General features: G+C 69.9%; 18 protein-coding genes. 9 read left to right on the top strand and 9 right to left on the bottom strand.

Features of this window, described 5'->3' with window-relative positions; all coding sequences use genetic code 11:
• Positions 1-95 precede the first annotated feature (95 nt).
• Positions 96-2,111: a M14 family metallopeptidase gene (locus tag OHA25_RS50800; protein WP_327584037.1), complete on the top strand. Its 2,016-nt coding sequence runs from the start codon at positions 96-98 to the stop codon at positions 2,109-2,111.
• Here the strand turns inward: OHA25_RS50800 and OHA25_RS50795 are convergent.
• Entirely contained in the window at positions 2,096-2,950 is an 855-nt protein-coding gene (locus OHA25_RS50795; protein ID WP_327584036.1) for an NAD(P)H-binding protein, read from the bottom strand. The genes OHA25_RS50800 and OHA25_RS50795 overlap by 16 nt on opposite strands.
• Positions 2,947-3,975 (bottom strand): saccharopine dehydrogenase NADP-binding domain-containing protein, encoded by a 1,029-nt coding sequence (locus OHA25_RS50790; RefSeq protein ID WP_327584035.1) that lies wholly within the window; start codon positions 3,973-3,975, stop codon positions 2,947-2,949. Before OHA25_RS50790 ends, OHA25_RS50795 begins: the two co-directional genes overlap by 4 nt.
• 84 nt (positions 3,976-4,059) lie before the next feature.
• Here OHA25_RS50790 and OHA25_RS50785 point away from each other — a divergent pair, with 84 nt between their 5' ends.
• On the top strand, positions 4,060-4,644 hold the full coding sequence (locus OHA25_RS50785; protein ID WP_327584034.1) for a TetR/AcrR family transcriptional regulator: 585 nt from the start codon (positions 4,060-4,062) through the stop codon (positions 4,642-4,644).
• An 81-nt stretch (positions 4,645-4,725) separates the two neighbouring features.
• Here the strand turns inward: OHA25_RS50785 and OHA25_RS50780 are convergent, their stop codons facing one another.
• Positions 4,726-5,703: a pectate lyase family protein gene (locus OHA25_RS50780; RefSeq protein WP_327584033.1), complete on the bottom strand. Its 978-nt coding sequence runs from the start codon at positions 5,701-5,703 to the stop codon at positions 4,726-4,728.
• A 254-nt stretch (positions 5,704-5,957) separates the two neighbouring features.
• On the opposite strand from OHA25_RS50780, the gene OHA25_RS50775 reads away from it, so the two are divergent.
• Complete coding sequence (locus OHA25_RS50775; protein WP_327584032.1) at positions 5,958-8,405, top strand: glycoside hydrolase family 3 N-terminal domain-containing protein; 2,448 nt, start codon at positions 5,958-5,960, stop codon at positions 8,403-8,405.
• Between the two features lie 174 nt (positions 8,406-8,579).
• On the opposite strand, the gene OHA25_RS50770 is transcribed toward OHA25_RS50775, so the two are convergent.
• Positions 8,580-9,839, bottom strand: coding sequence for a Gfo/Idh/MocA family protein (locus tag OHA25_RS50770; protein ID WP_327584031.1), 1,260 nt, complete (start codon positions 9,837-9,839; stop codon positions 8,580-8,582).
• Positions 9,840-10,065: 226 nt separating this feature from the next.
• Between OHA25_RS50770 and OHA25_RS50765 the strand changes: the two genes are divergently transcribed.
• Positions 10,066-10,881 (top strand): helix-turn-helix domain-containing protein, encoded by an 816-nt coding sequence (locus tag OHA25_RS50765; RefSeq protein ID WP_327591162.1) that lies wholly within the window; start codon positions 10,066-10,068, stop codon positions 10,879-10,881.
• Positions 10,882-11,075: 194 nt separating this feature from the next.
• Here OHA25_RS50765 and OHA25_RS50760 read toward each other — a convergent pair whose 3' ends face one another.
• On the bottom strand, positions 11,076-12,263 hold the full coding sequence (locus OHA25_RS50760; RefSeq protein ID WP_327584030.1) for a hypothetical protein: 1,188 nt from the start codon (positions 12,261-12,263) through the stop codon (positions 11,076-11,078).
• A 238-nt stretch (positions 12,264-12,501) separates the two neighbouring features.
• Between OHA25_RS50760 and OHA25_RS50755 the strand changes: the two genes are divergently transcribed.
• Genes OHA25_RS50755 through OHA25_RS50745 form a run of 3 tightly spaced genes read left to right on the top strand, consistent with a single transcriptional unit; the run spans position 12,502 to position 15,913 of the window.
• Positions 12,502-12,972 carry a GbsR/MarR family transcriptional regulator gene (locus OHA25_RS50755; RefSeq protein ID WP_327584029.1) on the top strand — a complete coding sequence of 157 codons (471 nt, stop codon included), beginning with the start codon at positions 12,502-12,504 and terminating at the stop codon, positions 12,970-12,972.
• Positions 12,969-14,003: an alpha/beta fold hydrolase gene (locus OHA25_RS50750; protein ID WP_327584028.1), complete on the top strand. Its 1,035-nt coding sequence runs from the start codon at positions 12,969-12,971 to the stop codon at positions 14,001-14,003. Before OHA25_RS50755 ends, OHA25_RS50750 begins: the two co-directional genes overlap by 4 nt.
• A gap of 47 nt (positions 14,004-14,050) precedes the next feature.
• Complete coding sequence (locus tag OHA25_RS50745) at positions 14,051-15,913, top strand: ABC transporter ATP-binding protein (RefSeq protein ID WP_327584027.1); 1,863 nt, start codon at positions 14,051-14,053, stop codon at positions 15,911-15,913.
• A gap of 142 nt (positions 15,914-16,055) precedes the next feature.
• Here OHA25_RS50745 and OHA25_RS50740 read toward each other — a convergent pair whose 3' ends face one another.
• On the bottom strand, positions 16,056-16,343 hold the full coding sequence (locus OHA25_RS50740; protein ID WP_327584026.1) for a hypothetical protein: 288 nt from the start codon (positions 16,341-16,343) through the stop codon (positions 16,056-16,058).
• A gap of 99 nt (positions 16,344-16,442) precedes the next feature.
• Here OHA25_RS50740 and OHA25_RS50735 point away from each other — a divergent pair, with 99 nt between their 5' ends.
• Positions 16,443-16,910, top strand: coding sequence for a hypothetical protein (locus tag OHA25_RS50735; protein ID WP_327584025.1), 468 nt, complete (start codon positions 16,443-16,445; stop codon positions 16,908-16,910).
• Between the two features lie 3 nt (positions 16,911-16,913).
• Here the strand turns inward: OHA25_RS50735 and OHA25_RS50730 are convergent, their stop codons facing one another.
• From OHA25_RS50730 to OHA25_RS50720, 3 genes are all read right to left on the bottom strand, one after another.
• Positions 16,914-17,801 carry a carbohydrate ABC transporter permease gene (locus tag OHA25_RS50730; protein ID WP_327584024.1) on the bottom strand — a complete coding sequence of 296 codons (888 nt, stop codon included), beginning with the start codon at positions 17,799-17,801 and terminating at the stop codon, positions 16,914-16,916.
• A gap of 1 nt (position 17,802) precedes the next feature.
• Positions 17,803-18,642 (bottom strand): carbohydrate ABC transporter permease, encoded by an 840-nt coding sequence (locus tag OHA25_RS50725; RefSeq protein ID WP_442942242.1) that lies wholly within the window; start codon positions 18,640-18,642, stop codon positions 17,803-17,805.
• An 83-nt stretch (positions 18,643-18,725) separates the two neighbouring features.
• Positions 18,726-20,045, bottom strand: coding sequence for an extracellular solute-binding protein (locus tag OHA25_RS50720; RefSeq protein WP_327584022.1), 1,320 nt, complete (start codon positions 20,043-20,045; stop codon positions 18,726-18,728).
• Between the two features lie 391 nt (positions 20,046-20,436).
• On the opposite strand from OHA25_RS50720, the gene OHA25_RS50715 reads away from it, so the two are divergent.
• On the top strand, positions 20,437-22,818 hold the full coding sequence (locus tag OHA25_RS50715) for a glycoside hydrolase family 3 N-terminal domain-containing protein (protein ID WP_327584021.1): 2,382 nt from the start codon (positions 20,437-20,439) through the stop codon (positions 22,816-22,818).
• Positions 22,819-22,822: the final 4 nt, after the last annotated feature.

Here is a 22,822-nt window from a genome sequence, read left to right as displayed (position 1 = left end):
GGACCCCGGCCGGTTCTCCGGCCGGGGTTCTTGCCGTCGGCGTGCAGTCGGCTTTCAATGAGTGGGCCTCATAAAGGCGATCATTGGAGGAGCCGATGCGTGGCCTACGTGCGTCCGCAGCCGTTCTGACCCTCGTCATCGCAACCCTGACCGTCGCGGAGCCGTCCGCCCCGGCGGTCGCCGGGCCGGGCGATCCCGAGCCGGCCTCCCTGGTCACGCTCTCCGTCCCGGACCGGGCCGCGATGGAGCGGCTCGTCGCCTCCGGCGCCGACCTCACCCACCGGGTACGCCCGCAACCCGATGGCAGCGTCCAGGTCGACGCGGTCGTCACCCCCAGCCAGCTGACCGCGCTCCGTGCCCTCGGCGCGGCCCTCGCGCCGGCGACCCCGCCGCAGGCCCGGTCGACGCCCGCGACGGCGGTGGATCAGATCGTGATCGAGCGGGCCGTTTGGTACAAGTCCCGCGACGGGTACTTCCTGTCCGTCGAGGCGTCCAGCAGCCTCGCCCAGGCCGCCGCGCTCACCGTCACCTGGCAGGGCGGCCAGGCCGAGATGGTGGCGTACGTGGACGCGGGTGCGTACCTCGGCCACCAGCTCAGCACGCCGGTCCCGGTCACGGGCCTGCCGCGCTGGATCACCGTCACGTCGGCAGGCGGCGGCAAGGCCGAGGCCCGGGTCAGCGAATGGCCCGACGGCGAGCGGCCCGACCGCACCGGACCCGGCTACCAGAAGGACTTCGTCACCCAGTACATGCCGCCGGCCCAGCTCAACGAGCGCATCAAGGCCCTGCACCGGCGCTACCCCAAGCTGACGGAGCTCATCACGCTGCCGTACCCGACGAACGGCTACCGGCGGCACGCCCAAGCCCAGCTGGGCACCCCGCCCGCGGCCGCCGTCGTGATCACCTCGACCGCCTACGGCTCCGAGGGCGGCAACGACCTGGCCGTCGAGCTGGTCGACCCCGGCACTCCCGGCCGCGCCCTGCAGGTGACGGTGAACGGCAAGCTGATCACCGTCAGCCTGGCCACGGACGGCTCGGGCGCCGTGACCAGCACCGCCGCCCAGGTGGCCGCCGGGATCAATGCGACGCCCGGCGTCCCCGTCCGCGCCTCCACCTACCGCACCGACCCCGGCGGGGGAGTCATGGCGCCGGCTCCGCTCACCCAGCTCAGCGACTTCCTCAAGGCCCCGGCCGACGTCGCGCGGGGACCGGCGACGGTGCTGGCCCTGCGTATCGGCGCGCACCGCGACGGCTCGCGCACCGGCGTGCTCGCCTACGCCCAGGAGCACGCCAGGGAATGGGTGACACCGCTGGTCACGATCGAGGCCGCCGAGCGGCTGCTGCGCAACCAGGCCCGCGACGCGGCCACGCGCCGGCTGCTCGAACGCACCGACATCTTCATCGTGCCCACGGTCAACCCCGACGGCGCGAACTACAGCTTCTACGACTTCGCCGCCCAGCGGAAGAACATGACCAACCACTGCCCGCCCCAGCAGGCCGACCCGGCGCTGCGCAACACCTGGGGCGTGGACGTCAACCGCAACTACGCCGTGGGGTCGCTGTTCGACGGCTACTTCGGCGCCTCGGCCAACTGCCAGAGCGGCACGTACGCCGGGCCCGGTGAGCACTCCGAGCCCGAGAGCCGCAACGTCATCTGGCTGGCGCAGAAGTACCGCAACATCAGGTTCGCGATGAACGTGCACAGCTACGGCGGGTACTTCATGTGGCCGCCCGGCGCGTACAAGCTCGACGGCCGCGTCACCCTGCCCCGCCCGACCCCGCAGGAGGAGGCGTACTTCCTGCGCTCGGCCCGCACCATCGAAGAGGCCATCGCCGCCGAGCGGGGCACGGTCATCTGGCCGCAGCAGACCGGGCCGGTGACCGACGTGCTCTACTCGGCGGCCGGCAACTCCGCGGACGAGCTCTGGTACGACTACGGCGTGTTCGGCTGGGATTTCGAGGTCGGCGCCGACCTGTGGGACCCGCAGACGCGGACGTGGGAGGGCGTGGGCTTCCAACCGCCGTTCAGCGAGGGCCACGAAGAGGCGATGGAGTTCGCCACCGGCCTGATCTCACTGATCGGGGTGGCGGCCGACTACCGCGAGCCCTGAGCGAACTCGCGCAGGGTCACCGGGGGCCGGCCGCCGATGCGCTCGATGCTCTCGGTGACCCCATAGAGCGGGTGGTGCCCCGGACCGATGAAGCGGAAGAGCGCCCACAGGTGGGTGAGGTGCTCGATCGCGACCTCGTCCTGGTAGATGTCCATCGCGCGGGCCTCCCACTCCTCGGGCGGCATGTCCACGTACGGGATCCCGAACGCGTCGGCGACCTCGCCGATGGTCGCCATCTGCCCGTTCACCAGGCACACCGGGTCGGCGGGTCCGGGGTCGAGCAGGAGCCCGGCCCCGACCCTCGCCACGTCGGCGGCGGCGACGAGCGGGATGAGCGTGTCCCTGCCGCCGAGCGGCAGCGCCAGCTCGCGGTTGCCGGACGCGGCCGCCACCACGGCCAGGTTCTCGAAGAAGACCCCGGCACGCAGGTGCACCGCGCCCACCCCGGCCCAGTCGAAGACCTGCTCGGACAGCCAGTGGCGGCGCATGCGCGGGGTGCCCGCCTCGGGGGAGGCGTCCAGCTGGGACACCTCGACGACCCGCTCCACCCCCTCCTCCTTGGCCGCCGCCGCGAACGCCGCGGTGGCGTCGAGCAGCCCGGCCGTCACCGGATAGGTGAAGTACGCCCGCCTGACCCCGCGCATGGCGGGGCGCACCGTGGTGATCTCGCGCAGGTCGCCGACGACAACCTCCGCGCCGATCTTGCGGAGCTCCTCGGCCCGGTGGTCGTCGGCGCGCACGAAGGCCCTGACCTGATCGCCGCGCTCCAGCAGCAGGTCCACGACCTGCCGCCCCGTCGCTCCCTGCTGCCCGCCGGCCGCGCCGGTCACGAGGATCATGCTTCCGCCTTTCCTGGGAGAGTCAGTGTGAACAGGCCGAGCCGTTCCAGGTCGCGCAGGAACGGGCCCGGCGTGAACGCCTCGGCTGGGCCGTAGACGCCCGGGCGGCCGTGGCCGTCGGCCAGCCGTACCGCGGCTTCCACCGATGCCAGGGCGCTCAGGCGCCACAGGTCGTGCCCGCTGACCTGTCCCGCGCTGCCGCCGTCCGCGGTGATCGCCTGCGCGGCGACGGTGAAGCGGGAGCGCGCTCTGGTCGCGGCGTCCACGTGCTCGCTGGTGAACGCCTGCTCCTCCTCGAACGTCTGCGCCGTCAGCTGCGCCTCCACCCGGCGGGTCCGCACGTGCCTGGGTACGGTGACGACCTCGGAGAACGGGACAGGGGCGATCATCGTCCGTGGGCCTAGCGGCGGCGGGAACGGGAAGACGGCATTACGCGGCTCGACATAGCCGACGTGCTGCTGACCGTCCTCGTACGTGATCCGCCGGGTGTCGGCGAACAGCAGTTCGGCGGTCTGCTTGGCCCCCGTCGTCAGCCGCCAGTCCGACACCGCGTAGGCGGTGATCATCCGGTCGATCCCGGTCAGTCCCTCGGCCACGGCGCCGGCGAGCAGGTCCCCCATCCCGCCGTAGAAGCTCATCGCGGTGACCATGGTGATGCCGGCCTGCCTGGCGGGCTCCGGCAGGGTGTCGAACATCCACTTGGTGTGGTGCTGCTCGAGCGCGTGATCGACGTAGTGGCAGCCGGCCTCGGCCGCGGCCGTGGCGACGGGCTTGCCGGTGTGCGTGAACGGTCCCGCGCAGTGGATCAGCACGCCCGCCTGCCCGGCCAGCTCCCGTAACGCGGCCGGGTCGTCGAGCGTGGCCTGGTGCACGCGGGCCCCGCCGAGCTCGTCGGACAGAATCTTGAGCGCGCCGGCATCCCTGCCGGACAGGATGATCTCCCGGCCACGGGCGCGGAGCTCGGCCGACACCAGGCGTCCGGTGTGGCCGGTGGCGCCGTAGACGGCGATGTGCGGTGAGGACACGGCTCACCTCCATGATTCATACTGTGGGTATGTAACTGTTCTTCGAAGTTACGTACCGCGAGTATGTAAGTCAATGGGAGCTCGATGATCCGCCGTACCCAGGCAGAGCGTTCGGACGAGACCACGACGGCGTTGGTGCTGGCCGCGCGGGAGTTGTTCGGCGGCAAGGGCTATGCGGGGACCTCGATCGACGCGGTGGCCGCGGCGGCGGGGGTGACCAAGGGGGCCGCGTATCACCACTTCGGGGGGAAGGCGCCGTTGTTCCGGGCGGCGTTCGAGAGTGAGCTGGCGGAGGCCTCCGCCAAGCTGGAGCGCGTGGCCGCCGAGGAGAGCGACGTGTGGGCGGCCTTGCACCGGGGCGCCCGCACGTTCCTGGAGCACTGCCTCTATCCGAGATTCCGGCAGATTGTGCTGCTGGACGCGCCGTCGGTGCTGGGCTGGGAGACGGCGCGCGCGATCGAGCACCGGTGCCTGCTGCGCATCCTGCTCGCCGGGTTCACGCTGGCGGCCGAAGGGGAGGACGCCGCGGCCGTGCCCGCCCGCGCGCAGCTCGTCTTCGGCGCGTTGTGCGAGGGCGGCATGTTGCTGGCCCGTTCCCCGGACCCGGCCGCCGACCTGCCGCGCCTGGCCGCCGAGGCCGACCGCCTCCTCGACGCCCTCCGCTCCTGACCGCCGGCCGGCCCCACATCCCACACCGGCCGGCCCGCCCGGCCAAGCGCCCACTCGCCTCGGGCGCCCGCCCGCCGGAGGCTAGGCGACGCTGATCTTGCCGACGCCCGCACCCGCGCGCACCGCCGACGGGACGTTCTGCGGTGGATCGACCGTGTAGCCGTAGTAGGTGCCGGGCTCGACGACGGTCCCGTTGGCCTCGGGGGCGCCGGAGTTCACGAAGATGTTGTTGCGCTGCACGGCCCGGCCGGGGTCACTGTCGGCGTAACCGCTGCGGGAGTAGAGCGGGTGCGGCACATTCTCGAAGTAATTGCCCTCGACGACCGCACCGGCGTTCATCGTGGAGGCCACCCCGTAGAGCTCGTTGCTCAGGAAGTAATTGTTGTAGATGTGCACCGGCTCGCCGAACCTGATCCGCGGGTGGCGCTGGCGGCTGTGGTCGAAGAAGTTGTGGTGGATGCTCACCTTGAGGTGGCCGACGTCCGTGCCGGCGGCGCCGTCGGAGTGGCCGATCAGCATGGACTTGTCGGAGTGGTCGAAGTGATTCCACGAGACGGTGACGTAGTCCGCGCCCCGCACGATGTCCACCGAGCCGTCCACCGCGCCTGAGAACGTGTTGTGGTCGATCCAGATGTGGTGGGAGTTCTGGCCGACGTTGACGGCGTCGTCCTCGGCGTTGGTGAATCGGAGGTTGCGCACGATCACGTTGTACGACCGGTAGAAGTCCAGGCCGCCACCTGTGATGTGCCCCGACGTGCCGACGCCGACGATGGTCTTGTTGGGTCGCACCCCTTGTTTGCTGGTGATCGAGATCGTCCCGGACACCCGGATGATCAGGGGTTCAAGGCTGTCGATGTACTCCAGGAACTGCTCGGCGTTGGTCGCGGTCACCGTGCGGCCTCCTGCTCCGCCGGTGGTGCCGTTCTGGCCGAGCGCGTTGACGGCCGCGAACCCGGTGGGCCCGTCGGCGGCCGCGGTGGCGTTCGAGGGGACGACGAGTGCGGCCGCGGCGACGAGGACCGCCGCCCACTGCGAGAGCCGTTGCGATGCTGAGAGCATGGTTGATCTCCGCGTGTCAGATGCCTCCAGGAAAAGGTGATGGAAAGCGCTTTCCTGTCCGCATTATCGAGGCTGCCTCACAGGCGGTAAAGCGTCGCTGAAAGTTTCACTGAATCGGGTGCTGTTTGCCCTGGTGCGGCGACCGGTGATGGCGGGTGCAGTGAGTGGGACAGGGAAATGCGGAAGCCGCGATTTAGAGTCCCATGTATTGGGAGCGCTCCCAACCCCCCCGATTCGAGCTGGAGCAGCGTGCCATGGTGAACGCGACGATCAAGCAGTGGGCGACCCGGCTGGCGGCGGTGGCGCTGCTCGCGGCGATCGGGCCGCCCGTCCTCCCTGCGTCCGCGTCCGCGGCGCTGCCGTACCAGGATCCGAGCCTGCCCGTGTCCGACCGGGTGGCCGACCTGATGGGGCGGATGTCGCTGGACGAGAAGCTTGGGCAGATGACCCAGGCCGAGCGGGGCTCGGTCAGCGCCGCCGACATGACGACGTACCGGCTCGGCTCGGTGTTGTCGGGCGGCGGCTCCGCGCCGTCCCCGAACACGCCCGCTTCCTGGGCGGACATGTACGACAGATTCCAGAACGCGGCCCTGGCCACCCCGCTCGGCATCCCCATCCTGTACGGCGTCGACGCCGTACACGGCCACAACAACGTCGTCGGTGCCACGATCTTCCCGCACAACATCGGCCTGGGCGCCACCAGGGACCCGGCGCTCGTGCAGCGGATCGGCCGGGCCGTGGCCGAGGAGGTCTCCGGCACCGGCGTCGACTGGAACTTCGCGCCCTGCCTGTGCGTGGCCCGCAACGATCGGTGGGGCCGCACCTACGAGTCCTTCGGCGAGACGCCGGAGCTGCCGTCCTCCATGGCCACGATCATCAACGGCCTTCAGGGGAGCGCGCTGAACGGCCCGGCCTCCGTGCTCGCCACCGCCAAGCACTACCTCGGCGACGGCGGCACCACAGGCGGCGTCGACCAGGGCGACGCCCAGCTGTCCGAGGCCGACCTGCGGGCGGTCCACCTGCCGCCGTTCCGTGCCGCGGTCGAGCGCGGCGTCGGCTCCGTGATGATCTCCTACAGCAGCTGGAACGGCGCCAAACTGCACGGCCACCAGTACCTGATCACCACCGTGCTCAAGGGCGAGCTCGGTTTCTCCGGCTTCGTGGTCTCCGACTGGAACGGCATCGACCAGATCGACGGCGCCTCCGGGACCTCCGCGCTCGACGTGCGCACGGCCGTGAACGCCGGTATCGACATGGTGATGGCGCCGACGGGCTGGCGGCAGTTCATCGATCTGCTGCGGGCCGAGGTGCAGGCCGGGCGGGTGGCGAACGCCCGGGTGGACGACGCGGTCCGGCGCATCCTGACGAAGAAGTTCGAGCTGGGCCTGTTCGAGAAGCCGCTGACGGACCGGTCCTACACCGCGACCGTGGGCAGCTCGGCGCACCGGGCGCTGGCCCGCGAGGCGGTCGCCAAGTCCCAGGTCGTGCTGAAGAACAGCGGGAACGTGTTGCCGCTGGCTCAGGGTGGCAAGATCTTCGTGGCCGGCAAGAGCGCGGACGACATCGGCAACCAGAGCGGCGGCTGGACGGTCTCCTGGCAGGGCTCGTCCGGCGCCATCACGCCGGGCACCACGATCCTGCAGGGCATCAGGAACGCCGCCGGCTCGGGCACGACCGTCACCTACAGCCGCGACGGCAGCGGCATCGACGGCTCGTACCGGGTGGCGATCGCGGTGGTCGGCGAGACCCCGTACGCCGAGGGTGCGGGCGACCGGCCCGGCGGGCTCGGCCTCGACGCCACGGACCTGAACACCATCGCCACCCTGCGCGCCGCCGGGGTGCCCGTCGTGGTCGTGCTCGTCTCTGGCCGTCCCCTCGACATCGCCGCCCAGGTGCCGAACTGGAACGCGCTGGTGGCCGCCTGGCTGCCGGGCACCGAGGGCCAGGGCGTCGCCGACGTGCTGTTCGGCGCCGTGCCGCCCACCGGCAAGCTGCCCATGACGTGGATGAGCAGCGCCTCCCAGCAGCCCATCAACGCGGGCGATGGCAAGACACCGCTGTTCGCGCAGGGCTTCGGGCTGACGTACGAGGCGTCGGAGGACGACACCAGCCCGCCCACCGCGCCCGGCACTCCCGTCGCATCGGACGTCACCTCGTCGTCGGTGCGGCTGTCGTGGGCGGCCTCGTCCGACGAGGTGGGGGTGACCGGCTACGACGTCGTACGCGTGCAGTCGTCGGGGGAGACGGCGGTCACCACGTCCTCGACCACCTCGGCCACGGTCACCGGCCTGGCCGCGAACACGTCGTACACCTTCGCCGTCTACGCCAAGGACGCCGCGGGCAACCGCTCCCCACGCTCCGGCACCGTCACCGTGACCACACAGGCGGGTGGCGGGACCGGGAGCTGCACGGCCACGGCGACCGTACAGAGCCAGTGGAGCACCGGCTACGTGATCCAGGTGACCGTGACCAACACCGGCACGACCCCGCTGAACGGGTGGACCGTCAGGTTCACCATGCCATCCGGGCACCAGATCACCGGGGGGTGGAACGCGTCGATGTCCGTGAGCGGGCAGAATGCCACGGCGCATAATGCGGGGCACAACGGGGCGCTCGGGCCGGGGGCCGACACGTCATTCGGCTTCCAGGGCAGCCGCCCAGCCGGCGACGACCGCCTCCCATCCGGCTACACCTGCTCCTGACACTCCCCGACGAGACGGCCTGCGGGGCATCGACCGGCGGTGGCGCGCTCTTCCGGCTGGGCGCGCCACCGCCCGGTCACGCCCCATGAGCAGCGGAGAGGATACCGACGACTCCGTCGAAGACGGTACCTGAACCCGAGAGGGAGGACGTGGCTGAGGTAATCGGTCCACTCCTTAGTGGTCGCTGCTGGGACACCTCGTGGGCTCGTGCGTCCGCTTCGCGCTCGAATTCGACGCCACCACGGGGGCGTTTCCGAAGTCCGGTATCGCCAGCCGCTCGCCATCCTTGAGGGCGGACTGGTGCGCGACGATGCCGGGCAACGTGTAGCGCGCCGCGACCCAGGCGTTGACTGCAGGCAGGGCGCCGGTGGCGACCGCCCGCACGAAGTCGTCGGCGAGGAAGTGGTGACTGCCCTCGTGGCCGTTGGAGACATGGGCGAACTCTTCAGGCAGCCGGGAGCGGTCGTGCACCGGCGCTGAGCCCGAGGTGAAGGCGTCTCTGAGGGCGGGCGCAACGTGCTGGAGCGAGGGATCGTCAGGCGACAGGGTGGGCTTGGGCCGCAGGTAGTCGGTGATGTCGGTGACACCGCTCTTGTCCTGCCACAGGCTCACTGTGGCCAGCTGCTCCAGACTCCCCTCCGTCCCGAAGAACCGGAACCGCGACTCGCGGAGGTGCGAAGGGTAGCCGACTCGCCGGAACTCGTTCGTCCGGAAGCATCCTCCGCCTTCGACCTCGAACAGCGCAGTGGAGTTGGAGAAGTCGTTGCCGAACTGGCTGACCGACTTGTCGAACACTCCATCCCCGCGATCGTCGACGACCCCGATTGCCGACACGCTGACTGCGTACGTCTGCCAGGCGCCGAGCACACCGCCGATCGCATGGGTGGGGTAGAGCAGCGGCGGGTAGCTGGCGGTCGCCCGCCAGTTCTCGCCGCCGCTGTACCGGTAGGCGTCGTAGAAGCCGAGGTCCATGTCGTGCACGTAGTCGCCTTCTGCGTAGAACAGCCGTCCGAAGCCGCCGGCGGCGATTTGATTGCGGGCGTACACGGTGGCCGGGTTGTACTGGCTGGTCTCGCCCATCATGTAGATCAGCCCAGTCTCTTGGACGGCCGTGATGATGGCTGCGATCTCCTCCTCGGTCACCGCCATGGGCACTGCCGAATACACATGCTTACCGGCCCGCAGCGCCTGGACGGTCAGTGGCCCGTGGGTCCAGCGCTGGGTGAAGATGGCGACCGCGTCGACGTCAGAGTCGAGCAGGGCCTCGAAGGACGGCACGGTGCCGGCAAGGTCATAGTCGGCGGCCAGCCGGGCGGCCCGGTCCGCGATCAGGTCGGTGGCCCAGATGTCGCCGACGCCCGGGTGGAGCCGCCACAGCTTGGCGAACTGCCCGGCGAACTGTCCGGCGCCGACGATGCCCAAAGAGAAGGTCATGAAGGGTTCCTTGTCATCCCGTCGGAGGAATGGTCATGTATTCCTGCCCCGCGGACCCGTCGTCGGTGAGGTGTCAGCACCGGCCTCAGGCGGCCCGCGTGGACTGCCACGACGATAGGGACCTACGATTCACGAATGCTTCATCTGAGAGAGTGAGAACTTCTTGGATCCTCAGTCCCGCCTTGAACCGCCGAGCCTCACGGGGTGGAGGGGCCGACCGGTGGTCATGGGCGCCGCGCATCAGCACGACGACCTGGAGATCAATCTGGTGACCGAGGGTGGCACCATGCTCTACCTGTTTGGTGGCACGCCCGTCGAGATCGGCCCCGGAAGCGTGGCGGTGTTCTGGGCCGCGGTACCGCACCAATTGGTGGCGAACTCGGCGACGTCCGTCCACTGGCTGCATCTGCCGTTCACGACCTTCCTGGGCTGGGGACTGCCCGACACGCTCGTCAGGCGCCTTCTGTCCGGTACGCCCCTGGTCTCCGCGCCGTCGGCCGCCTTGCCAACCGATCCCGCGAGCTTCGCCCAGTGGGCCGCCGACCTCGCCACCGGCCACCGCGAACGTCACCGGATCGCACTGCTTGAGATCGAAGCCAGGGTCCGCCGACTCGCCCTGGCGAGCCTGGGCGAACCAGTGCGCCGGTACACCGGAGGCGAACCGGCGCTACAGCACGTCATCGCCATGGTGCGGCACATCGCCGAACACTTCCGCGACCCATTGACGAGCGCCGACATCGCCGGCGCCGCGCACCTGCACCCCAACTACGCGATGACGCAGTTCCGCAAGGTGGTCCGCACAACCATGGGTGACTACCTCACCCAGCACCGCCTTGCGGAGGCCCGCCGACTGCTGATCACCACTGATCTGCCGATCAACGACGTCGCGTCCGCGGTCGGCTTCGGTTCGGTCAGCCGGTTCTACAGCGTGTTCACCTCTGCCTGTGGCACGCCTCCGGCGAAGTTCCGACGCGAATACCAGGGAGTCGGCCGCCACCGTACGCCAGAGTCCACCTGTGCACGGATCGTGGCCCAAGCATGACTCCAACCCGGACGGATACTCGGGGACCAATAACGATGACATTCTCCGCGACATGTCCCTGACTGACGCCCTGGCTCGCTTGGCTGCCATTGACAGGTCTCCCCAAGACGTCCAACGGCCCGTCCGATTTGCGACAGTCGGGAAGTTACGTCATAACGCTCGGCTCACGGCCCAGGCTGGTGGGCAGGGCCGGCTCAGCAGACGCTCTGGGTGCTGTTGACCAGGGTGTTGTTCCTGAACGTGGTGTTGACCCCGCACGGGCTCTCCCGGATGGCGGAGTTGGTCACGCGCAGGTTCTGGATGATGATGTCGGAGGTGTTGGGGAACTCCGAGCGGGCGGCGAGCCGGATGTCGCCGGGTCCGGTGACGCTGCCGCTCTGCGCGGCGATGGTCACGTTGTAGCAGTTCTCGATCAGGATGGCGTTGTTGCCGGTCTGCGCGATGTCCACCCGGTCGATGACGGCGCCGCCGCTCTCCGACACGCAGAAGACGCCGCGCCCGCCGCCCCGTGCGATCACCTGGCCGACCCGGATGTTGGTGGGGTAGGAGCTGCCGATCCGGCCGTTCCTGTTGGCCATGCGGAAGGCCGCGTAGCCGGTGCCGGTGCCGGCGCCCTGCGCGTCCACCGTGGTCACGCTCGCGTTGATGGTGTCGTTCAGCAGCAGCCCGGAGTGGCCGGTGTTGCGGGCCACGACGGTGCCCACGGTGAGGCCGTCCAGGCCGTACGTCTCCACGCCGTGGGTGCTGGTGCCGGAGACGTAGACGTTGTCGATCCTGACGTTCCTGGTCCGTACGGTGCGGTCGCCGTGGTTGTCGATGCGGATGCCCAGGCCGCCGGACAGGCGCATGTCGATCTGGCCGAGCGTGATGTTGGTGCCGTTGCGCACGAAGATGCCGTACAGCGGGGCGCCGGTGACGGTCAGATGCTGGACCTCGACGTCCCGCACGCCGCGCGCGTACACGACCGCCTGGTCACCCGAGCCGGAGCCGGTCACGTTGACGGTGCCGCAGACGTCGAGCACCGTGTAGCTCGGCAGGGACAGCCGTGAGCCGGCGCTCATCGTGCCCGAGCCCCGGACGACGACCCGCTGCTTCGAGGTGCGTCCCGCGGTGAGGCTGCTCACCGCGGCCTGCATGGCCGACAACATGCTGGTGCCGGTGTAGACGGTCCTGCTGCCGTTGCGGGCGGTCCACGTGCCGCCGCTCAGCACGGCCTCCGCGTTCGCGGTGCCGTCGCCGCAGGCCAGCGCGGAGTGTCGCGCGGCCACGCCGGCGGTGGCGGAGTGCGCCTCTGCCGGGGCGGACAGCGCGGTGGCCGTGAGGGCCAGCGTCGCGAGGCCGGTCCCGAGCCTGGTGATGGGCCTTACCTGTCTGGTTCCCATACATCGCTCCTGTGATGGGGCCCGCATCCGGCCGGCCATCCTGATGAATCGATTCATCCATCGACAAGCCGCTGACGTGCGGAAACAGCGGCATATAGGGGTTCAGATGCGGGCAAGCCGGGCCGATTCGACTCGGAGTATTGCAACGTTCAAATCGGCCAGTCAACCATCGGTGAAACTTACATCCGGCTTGAAAGGCCGTTCCCTTGGAGTTCAGTAATGACTAAACTGATTGGCAATGGATGAACAGCGTGGGGACGAGGAGCTGCTGGCCTGGGTGGAGCAGGTCGCGGCGTTCTTCGCCAGGAACAACGGGCTGCCGCTGATCACGGGGCGGGTGCTGGGCTGGCTGATGGTGTGCGACCCGCCCGAGCAGACCGCCGCCCAGATCGCGGCGGCGATCGGCGCCAGCAAGGGGTCCCTGAGCACGGCGGTGCGGGTGCTGGAGGCCGGCGGGTTCGTACGTGCGGTGACCCGGCCCGCCGAGCGCGGGGTGCGGTTGCGCGTCGTGGACGACGTGTGGGAGCGGGTCGCGCGGCGCAAGCTGGAGGCCCTGGGCCAGTTCAGCGAGATCACCGCGGAGGGGCTGGAGCTCCTGCGGGATGACCCCGAGCGGGCCGGCCGGGTGCGCGACGCCCACCGGTTGTTCGCCTGGCTGGAACGCGAGATCCCGCCGCTGTTCCAGCGCTGGGAGGAGGATTCGTCGTGACCGGGGAACGGAATCCGTACGAGGGCGGGCAGGCGCCCATCAAGATCAAGAAGGTGCGGCGGGCGGGTTTCACGGAGCGGGAGTTCGACACCGGCACGGTGCGGATCAACTACGCCGTCGGCCCGGACAGCGGGCCGCCGCTGGTGCTCGTGCCGGCCCAGACCGGCGTCTGGCAGAGCTATCAGCGGGTCATGCCCGCGCTGTCGACCCGGTTCCAGGTGTACGCGGTGGACGTGCGCGGACATGGCAGGTCCACCTGGACGCCGGGCGACTACTGCTGGCGGAGCCTCGGCGAGGACATGCGCGCCTTCCTGCGGGGCGTGGTCGGGCGGCCGGCGATCGTGGCGGGCAACTCCTCGGGCGGAATCATCGCGTTGTGGTGCGCGGCCAACGCCCCCGACCTCGTCTCCGCGGTGGTGCTGGAGGACGCTCCCGTGTTCTCGGCGGAGATGCTCCGGTTCAAGGAGCACGACCGTTACGTCTACGAGGGTTTGGTGCACGCCGCGGCCGTGCTGGGTGACCTGGACGGCCGCGATCTGGCCGACTACCTCAGAGGCGTCACCAAGCCGGAGCCCGACGGGTCCGAGCGCAAGATGCCCGAATGGTTCCTCAACTACCTCTCCCGGCGGATCACGAAATTTCAGCACAAACACCCCGGGGAACCGGTGGATCTCCGCTTCATGCCGCTGGTGGCGCGGGTCATGTTCCTGTCGCTGTCGATGTTCGACCCGGACTTCGCGCGCGCGTTCGTCGACGGCCGCATGTACGAGGGCCTGGACCACGCCGAGGCGCTCGCCCGCGTCCGCTGCCCCGTGCTGGTCATGCACGCCGACTGGTTCCGCGATCCCCGCCGCGGCCTGGTGGGCGCCATGGACGACCAGGACGCCGCCCGGATCATGGAGCTGGTCCCGCACGCCCGCTACCTCCGCGTCCACGCCAACCACGTGATCCACTTCTTCAAACCCGCACAGTACGTCCGGGCGCTCGGCGAGTTCCGTGACACGATCGAGAGCATCCCCGCGGCGAGCTGACTCCGTTACGGAGCGAAACTGTCAGTGCCCGCGGGCACACTCACGGTATGCCCGACGAGCCCCTGGAACTCGGCGAAATCTCTCTCCCCGACTGGCACGCCCACAGCGACAAGATGGCGGAGGTCGGCTTCCTGGCCATCGCCAGGCGGTTGCCCTCGCTCATCGCCCAGGCAATGCGCATGGCCTGGCAAGCCAGCCCGCGCGACACCGTGGCAACGATCTCGCTCAACCTCCTCGGCGGGGTGTTCACGGCGTTCGGCCTGCTGGCCACGACCGGCGTGCTCACCGCGCTCTTCAATGAAGGCCCGACGCCCGACCGCGTGATGGCGGCGCTGCCCAGCCTGCTGCTGGTGGGCGCGGCAGCGGTCGTGCGCACGGTGACGCAGGCAGGCGCCGGCTGGGCCGAGGCGCGCCTCACGCCCCAGATCCAACGGGCCTCGGAAGAGCGGCTCTACGGCCTGACCAGCCGGGTGGAGCTCGTGTCCTTCGACGACCCGGAGTTCCACGACGCCCTGGAACGCGCCAGAGGCCGGGGCCTGGCCACGGCCGACTGGGTGGTGTCCGCGGCGGTGGACGTGGTCACGGCCGCGGTCGGCATCGCCGCGGCGGCCGGCGTGCTGGGCATCCTCCACCCGGTGCTGCTCCCGCTGCTCCTGCTGGCGGTGCTGCCGGACGCGTGGGCCGCGGTCCGCAGCGCACGCATGCGCTACTCCACGATGTACGGCCTCATCCCGGCCCGCCGCCGCAAGTGGATCATCGCCGAGCTCCTGGCCGACCGCGAGCCCGCCGCCGAGGTCCGCTCGTTCACCATGCGCCGTTTCCTGCTGCGCATGTACGACGCCGTGGCCACGGCAGAGCAGGACGTGATGCTCAAGCTGGTCAAGCGGCAGACGATCACCAGGCTCGCCGGCGAGGCGTTCGGCGGCCTCGGCACCGCCCTGGTCTACGTCGCGCTCGGTGTGCTCCTGGCGATCGCCGCGATCCCGCTGGCCGTGGCCGGCACGGCGGTCCTGGCCATCAGGTCGGGGCAGACCTCGCTCGCCAGCCTGATGTTCGCCACCAACCGTCTCTACGAGCAGGGGCTCTACTTCACCGACTTCCTGGAGTTCTGCGCCGAGGCGGAGCGCCGCCTGAGCGCCCCGCGCCCGGCCGCGGCCCCGGACGGCTTCGAGCGCATCACCGCCAGAGACGTGACGTTCACCTACCCCGGCGCGAAGGAGCCGGCCCTGCGCGAGGTGACCATCGAGATCAAGCAGGGCGAAGTGATCGCCTTCGTCGGCGAGAACGGCTCAGGCAAGACCACCCTCGCCAAGATCCTCTCAGGCCTCTACGAGCCGGACTCCGGCACGGTCTTCTGGGACGACACCGACCTCAGACAGGTCGACCCGGAGCAGTTGCGCCGGCGCACGGCCGTGATCGCCCAGGACCACACCCGCTGGCCCCTGACCGCCCGCTACAACATCACGATGGGCACTGACATGGGCGAGCCCGCCCTGCACGCGGCCGCCGCGGTCGCGGGTGCGGACGAGGTCGTCGCCGGACTGCCGCACGGCTACCGCACCCTCCTCGACCGCCGCTTCAAGGACGGGCACGAGCTGTCCGGCGGCCAATGGCAGCGCATCGCCGTGGCCCGCGGCTTCCACCGCGACGCCGACCTGCTCATCTGCGACGAGCCCACCGCCGCACTCGACGCCCGCGCCGAACACGCCCTCTTCGAGCGCATCCGAAGCCATGCCGACGGCCGCACCGTCCTGCTCATCACCCACCGCCTGGCCAGCGTCCGCTACGCCGACCGCATCTACGTCCTCGACCACGGAAAGGTGGTGGAGCAGGGTGACCACGAGACGCTGATGTCGGTCGACGGGCTCTACGCCGACCTCTACACCCTCCAGGCGAGCGCGTACCGATGATCAGGGCCGCGGGTCGCCGTGCATCGTGTAGCCGTAGGAGGCCAGGCGGGCCTGGGCGACGCAGCCGAGGTCGAGCTTGCCGAGGATGGCCGACAGGTGAGCGCGGATGGTCCGCTCGCGAGGCCGCTTGAGTCGCGGGCCGCTACAAGGGCGTGGAGCCGGTGCTCTCCGCTAGGACCGCCCGCGCCGCCGCGGCACTGGCCTCGATCGCCAGCGCGGTGAAGCCCAGCTCCTTGACCAGGAACTCCGTCACCTGCCACCGGAGCGAGAAGAACTCCGCGCCGCCGTGCGTGGACTCGCCCAGGCCCACCAGGCGGACCCCGTCGAGCACGGCCCGCAGCGGACCGAGGTCCGCCGGCCCCGCGCCCGGTTCCCGGCCGCCGAGCGGGATCGCCCGTCCGGCCAGCCATTCGGTCACCTCGCCCGGCACGACGCTTCGTTCTGATCAACGATCATCACGGACACAACGATCAGCGTGGAGGTTGTTTGCTGCTACGGTCAAGCGTGATCCCGCACGGAGGAAGCCCGCATGGCCGAAGAGAAGAGACCCGAGGATGACAAGCCGAACATCGGCGACCTGATCGGCGAGCTTCTCTCCTTCTGGGCGTTCGGCCCGGACGCCTACGCCTCCGAGCACAATGTCCGCTACCACCCGGTCAAGCTGGTCATCTGGACGTTCGTGGCGATCGGCGTGGCCGCCGCGGTCTCCGCGGTCAGGCTCGCCATGTTCGGCGAGCCCAGGGTGGGGTGGGCCGTGGCGCTGGTCCCGCTGCTGCTGCCGCTGACCGGCGCCCTGGCTCACAAACCGCCCCGATACGTCCCCGGCCTGGTGTGGGGGCTGACGGCGGGCCTGGTCACGGCCCTGCTGCTGGGGATCGACCTCGGCTCGTCGCTCGGCTCGTTCTGGACGGGCTTCGCGTCCGTGTGCGCCGGGTTCCTGGTGTGCTCGGTGGTGTTCGCCGCGGTCACCTGGCCGCGTCCGGAGCCTCCCGAGTAGGCGTCACTTGCCGAATCCGGCGGTCAGGCCGGCCAGGAGCTGGCGGCGGCCCACCACGTAGAGGATCAGGATGGGCAGGGAGCTGAGGAGGACGGAGGCGAGCACAGCCGGCACGTTGATGCCGTACTCACCCTGGAAGGTCCACAGCGCCAGCGGCAGCGTGCGCTGCTCGGGGCTCTGGGTGAGGACCAGCGGCAGCAGGAACCCGTTCCAGATCGTCAGCGCGTTGTAGATGGTCACCGTCACCACGGCCGGCCTGGTCAGGGGCAGGGCCAGGTTCCAGAGCGTGCCGAGCTCGCTGGCACCGTCCATCCGCATCGACTCGAACAGCTCCTTGGGCACGTCCCTGATGAAGTTCGTCAGGATGAGCACCGACAGCGGGATCGCGAACGCGATCGACGGCAGGATCATCGCCATCGGCGTGTCGTAGAGGCCGAGCTTGATGATGATCAGGTAGACGGGGATGATCGTCGCCTGGTGCGGGATGGCCAGTCCCATGAGGAACATCGAGTTCGTGTAGCGCAGGAACCGTCCTCTGCCGCTGCGGACGATCGCGTAGGCCGCCATGAAGGACACCGCGACGGCGGGCGCGACCGCGCCGACCGTGACGACGACGCTGTTGATGAAATAGCGGATGAAGTCCGACTCGATGACCAGCTGATAGTTGGCCAGCGTGGGAGCGGACGGCGGCAGGAGCGGGTTCTCGGCGTAGTAGTCGCTTTGAAGCTTGAAGCTGGTGATGACGATCCAGTAGATCGGCACGATCACGATCGCCAGCCAGATCCATGAGGCCGCGCCGGCCAGCCAGTTGGGGCGGCGGGTCACGCGCTTGGGGCCGGCGGCATGCTTCGCCGAGGCCCGGGCGGAGGTGTTCGCCAGGATCTCCGTCATGTCAGACCCCTTCCAGCTGGCTGTGGGTCTGGTCCCGGCCGCCGATCCGGCGCAGCAGCAGTGCCAGCGCCAGGCCCACCAGGACGAGGATGACGGCGATCGCGCTCGCCGGGCCCATCAGGTTGGCCATGTATCCCCTCTTGTACATGTCCAGCGCCAGCACCCGGGTGGTGTCGCCGGGGCCGCCCGCGGTGAGCACGAAGATCAGGTCGAAGAAGACCAGAGAGCCCGCGACCATGAGCGTCGACGACGTGATGATCGTGTACTTGAGCTGGGGCAGGGTGATGCTGAAGAACATCCGGACCCGGCCGGCGCCGTCGAGCTCGGCGGCCTCGTACATCGAGCGCGGGATCTGGCGCACGCCACCCTGGTAGATCAGCGAGTGGAACGGGATGAACTGCCACGACACCACGAAGATCACGACGCTGAAGGCGAGGACGGGCTCGCCGAGCCAGTCCTGCACGAGGATCGGGATCCCCAGTCCGGCGCCGAGCCCGAAGTTCGGGTCGAGCAGCGCCTTGAACGTGATCGCGATGGCGGCGGAGCTGAGCAGCAGCGGGATGAAGTACACCACCGAGAGCACCGCGCGATAGCGCTGGAAGCCGGCCAGGAACGTGCCGAGCAGGATGCTCGCCGGCGTCTGCACCGCCCACGACAGGGCGGTGACCAGGAACGTCACCCACAACGCGTGCGGCAGCCCGGGATCGGTGAGCACGGCGCGCCAGCTGTCGAAGCCGGACATGCGGATCTCGCCGAGCCCGTCCCAGGTCGTGAAGCTGAGCCAGAACACCCCGATGAGCGGGATCACGCCGAAGGCGACGAAGAACAGCAGGGCCGGCATGGCCAGCCAGGCCAGGCCGCGTCCCTGGCCGCCCGGCACGGCGGTCAGGGACGCATTCCCCCTGGCGGGGATCGGGGGAGCAGTCACTTGCCGATGACCTCGTTGAGGTTGCCGGCGAACTGCTGCGGCGTGATCGACATCTGGAACAGCTTGGCAATGTTGTCCAGCAGGACCTCGGCCGCGGTCGGGCTGAGCGCCTGGTCCCAGGACTGCTGGAAGGACTTGGCGTTGCTGGCGGTGTCGTAGACGAACTTCTGCCATGGCGCGTCCGCACCGGAGCCGAACTGGGCGTCGACGCCCTTGACGATCGGCACCTGGGTGATGCCGACCCAGTCCTTGGACTGCGCGTCGGAGTTCATCTCCGTGAGGAAGAACTTCTTGGCGATCTCCTTCTCCTCGGCCGTCGCCTTGGAGGAGATCGACATGTACTGGGCCGGGTTGCCCACGGTGTTGCTGGCGTCGCCCTTGCCGCCCGACACCGGCGGGAAGTTCATGTAGCCGAGGTTGCCGCCGCTGACGAAGTCGCCGCCGTCCGCCTTCATCGACCCGTACGTCCAGCCGCCGTGCAGCATCATCGCGGCCCTGCCGGTGTAGAGCAGCGCCTGGTCGGCGTTGGAGTCGGCGGTGATCGACGAGAAGCCCTTGACGAAGCCGTTCGCCTTGATCAGCTCCTGCATCTTGGTCAGGCCGTCGATGGCGGCCGGGTTGTTCCAGGCGTCCTTCTCGCCGTCGTAGATGGCCTGGAAGACCTCGGGGCCGCCGATGCGGTCGAAGAGGAACTCCAGCCACATCATGTTCGTCCAGCGCGACTGCCCGCCGAGCGAGAACGGCGCGATGCCGGCGCCGTTGAACTTCTTGACGAGGTCCATGATGTCGCCCCACTCCTGCGGGGGCTGCGCGCCGACCTTCTCGAAGGCCCTCTTGTCGTAGTACAGAACGATCGGCGTCACGGACTCGACCGGCACCGCGTAGATCTTGCCGTCGACCGTGGCCGCACCGAAGGAGGACGGGAACAGCCGGTCCTTGTAGGCCGCGTTCTGGTCGAACCACGAGGTGAGGTCGTCGACCTGGCCGGCCTGCACGTAGCTGCGCAGGCCGCCGCCGCCCCAGCCCCAGATGATGGTGGGGGCCTCACCCGCGCCGATGGCGGTCTTGATCTTGGTCTTGAAGGCGTCGTTCTGGAAGGTCGTCGTCGTGAGCCCACCGCTCGGGTTGGCCTTGTTGAAACGCTCGACCGCGCGCGTGCGCACGCCTTCGTTGGGCTGACCCGTCAGGTACCAGTAGGTCGCCTTGCCTCCTGCGCCGCCACTCGTGGCGGTGCTGCCGGTGCCCCCACCGGCGCCCGTTTGGGTGGGTCCGGAGCTGCCACAGGCCGCCAGGGCGGCCCCCAGGGGAAGGCCCATGGAGAGGCTAAGGAAGGTACGGCGAGAGGTTGTCCTGGGCTCCACGCTGATCTCCGTAACTGAACGCCGGGGGGTTGGCCGCGCGGCTCCTGAATCGTCGGATGGGGTGGGCGTCCGGCCGGGGGAGCCGTCGCCTGCGCTTCTCCTTCAGAGTTAGCTTGTCGAAACATTTGCGACATGCCGCGTGGTCCGCCAATCTAAGTTTCGGGTCTGTGCCTGTCAAGACCCACCGGACCTGGCGCTCTCCCTATCCACAAAGGGCCTGTGTAAAGTACTCTGGCGCGGCGTTCAACTGGTCATCTGGTGTCGAGGAGGTCTCGCTCACAGGTCACTCACAACGCCGAAACATTTCGAAAACATCACGGTGGACATCGCCTTGAAGGAGCAGCAGATGACGGCTGTAGATCGGACGCCCGCGGTGGACGGTGTGCTGCGTCCTTGGCAGGACCCGACCATTTCCGTGGCCGACCGGGTCGATGCCCTCCTTCAGGAGATGACCCTGGAGGAGAAGGTCGGCCAGCTCGGCAGCCGGTGGATCGGCAACGACATGCGGCACGAGCCGGTGGACGACGACGCCGAGACGTTGAACGTTGCGCCGATGCAGGACGTGTTCGCGGCCTCGGGGACGGTTCCCTTCGACGAGGCGATCCGCCACGGGCTTGGTCACATCACCCGGGTGCACGGCAGCGCCCCGGTGACGGCGCAGGAGGGCGCGGCCGAGGTGGTCCGGCTGCAGCACGCCGTCGTCGAGCGGTCCAGGCTCGGCATCCCGGCCATCGTGCACGAGGAGTGCCTGACCGGGTTCACGGCGTACGGGGCGACCGTCTATCCCGCGGCCATAGCGTGGGCGGCGACGTTCGACCCCGGCCTGGTGGAGCGGATGGCCACCGCGATCGGGCGGGACATGGCGGCCGTGGGCGTGCACCAGGGCCTGTCGCCGGTCCTGGACGTGGTGCGCGACTACCGGTGGGGGCGGGTCGAGGAGACGATGGGCGAGGACCCGTACCTCGTCTCGATGCTCGCCGCCGCCTACGTGCGCGGGCTGGAGAACGCCGGGGTCATCGCCACGCTGAAGCACTTCGCCGGATACTCGGCCTCGCGGGCGGCCCGCAACCACGGCCCCGTTCCCATGGGGCGGCGCGAGCTGATGGACATGATCCTGCCGCCCTTCGAGACGGCCATCGCGCTCGGCGGCGCGCGCTCGGTGATGAACTCCTACTCCGACGTCGACGGCGTGCCGGCCGGGGCGGACCCCTGGCTGCTGACCGAGGTGCTGCGCGAGGAGTGGGGCTTCACCGGGACCGTCGTGTCGGACTACTGGGCGGTCCCGTTCCTGGCGACCATGCACAAGATCGCGGCCGACACCGAAGAAGCCGGGGTGCGGGCGCTGAGCGCCGGCATCGACGTCGAGCTGCCCGACACACTCGGCTTCGGGCAGCACCTGGCCGAGCGGGTGCGCACCGGGGAGATCCCCGAGTCGCTGATCGACCGGGCGGCACGCCGCCTGCTCACCCAGAAGGTCCAGCTCGGCCTGCTCGACCCCGACTGGACGCCGGAGAGGTCCGTGGCCGGGGCCGCCGCCGTGGACCTCGACTCACCGGGCAACCGGGCGCTGGCGCGTGAGCTGGCCGAGCGGTCGATCGTGCTGCTCGACGCCGGTGACGCGCTGCCGCTCCGTCCCGGGCTCCGGCGGGTCGCGGTCGTCGGGCCGTGCGCCGACGAACCGCGGACGTTCATGGGCTGCTACTCCTACCCCAACCACGTGCTCACCCGCCACCCCGGCCTCGGGCTCGGCGTCGAGGCGCCCAGCCTCCTCGACGCGCTGCGCGCCGAGCTGCCGGACGCGGAGATCGTCCACGAGCGGGGCTGCGACGTGCGGGGCGAGGACCGCTCAGGGTTCGCCCCCGCGGCGGCCGCGGTCCGCGGGGCGGACCTGTGCGTGGTGGCCGTGGGCGACCTCGCCGGGATGTTCGGCCACGGGACGTCCGGGGAGGGCTGCGACGCCGACGACCTGCGGTTGCCCGGGGTGCAGGAGGACCTGCTGACCGAGCTGGCCGCCACCGGCACGCCGGTCGTCGTGGTCGTCGTGTCCGGCCGCCCGTACGCGCTGGGCGAGGCGCACGAGCTCGCCGCCGGGCTGGTGCAGGCGTTCATGCCGGGCGAAGAGGGCGGCGCCGCCATCGCCGGCGTGTTGTCCGGCCGGATCCAGCCCTCCGGCAAGCTGCCCGTGCAGATCCCGCGCGGGCACGGCGGCCAGCCGGGCACCTACCTGCAGCCGCCGCTGGGCGCCGACAGCCAGGGCATCAGCAACCTCGACCCGACGCCGCTGTTCCCCTTCGGCCACGGCGCCTCCTATACCGCGTTCGAGATCGACGACCTGCGGATCAGCGACGCCGAGGTGCCGACGGACGGCGAGTTCACGGTGAGCGTGCGGGTGCGCAACACCGGCGGGCGGGCCGGCGACGAGGTCGTCCAGCTTTACCTGCACGACGTCGTCGCCCAGGTGACCCGGCCGGTCCGGCAGCTGATCGGTTTCGCGCGGGTCCCGCTGGAGCCAGGAGCCGAATCCCGCGTGAGCTTCCGCGTGCACGCCGACCGGACGGCCTTCACCGGACGCGACTTGAGGCGCATCGTGGAGCCGGGGGACGTCGAGGTGTTCGTCGGCAGGTCGGCGGCCGACCTGCCGTGCCGGGGCGTCGTGCGCCTGACGGGTGCGACGCGGATCGTCGGCCACGACCGGCGCCTCGTCACCCCCGTATCGGTCGATGAGTAGGAGG

Source organism: Nonomuraea sp. NBC_00507, from assembly GCF_036013525.1.
Lineage (GTDB): Bacteria > Actinomycetota > Actinomycetes > Streptosporangiales > Streptosporangiaceae > Nonomuraea.
Note: the sequence above shows the minus strand (reverse complement) of the source record. Positions and strands in the feature narration are given on the sequence as shown.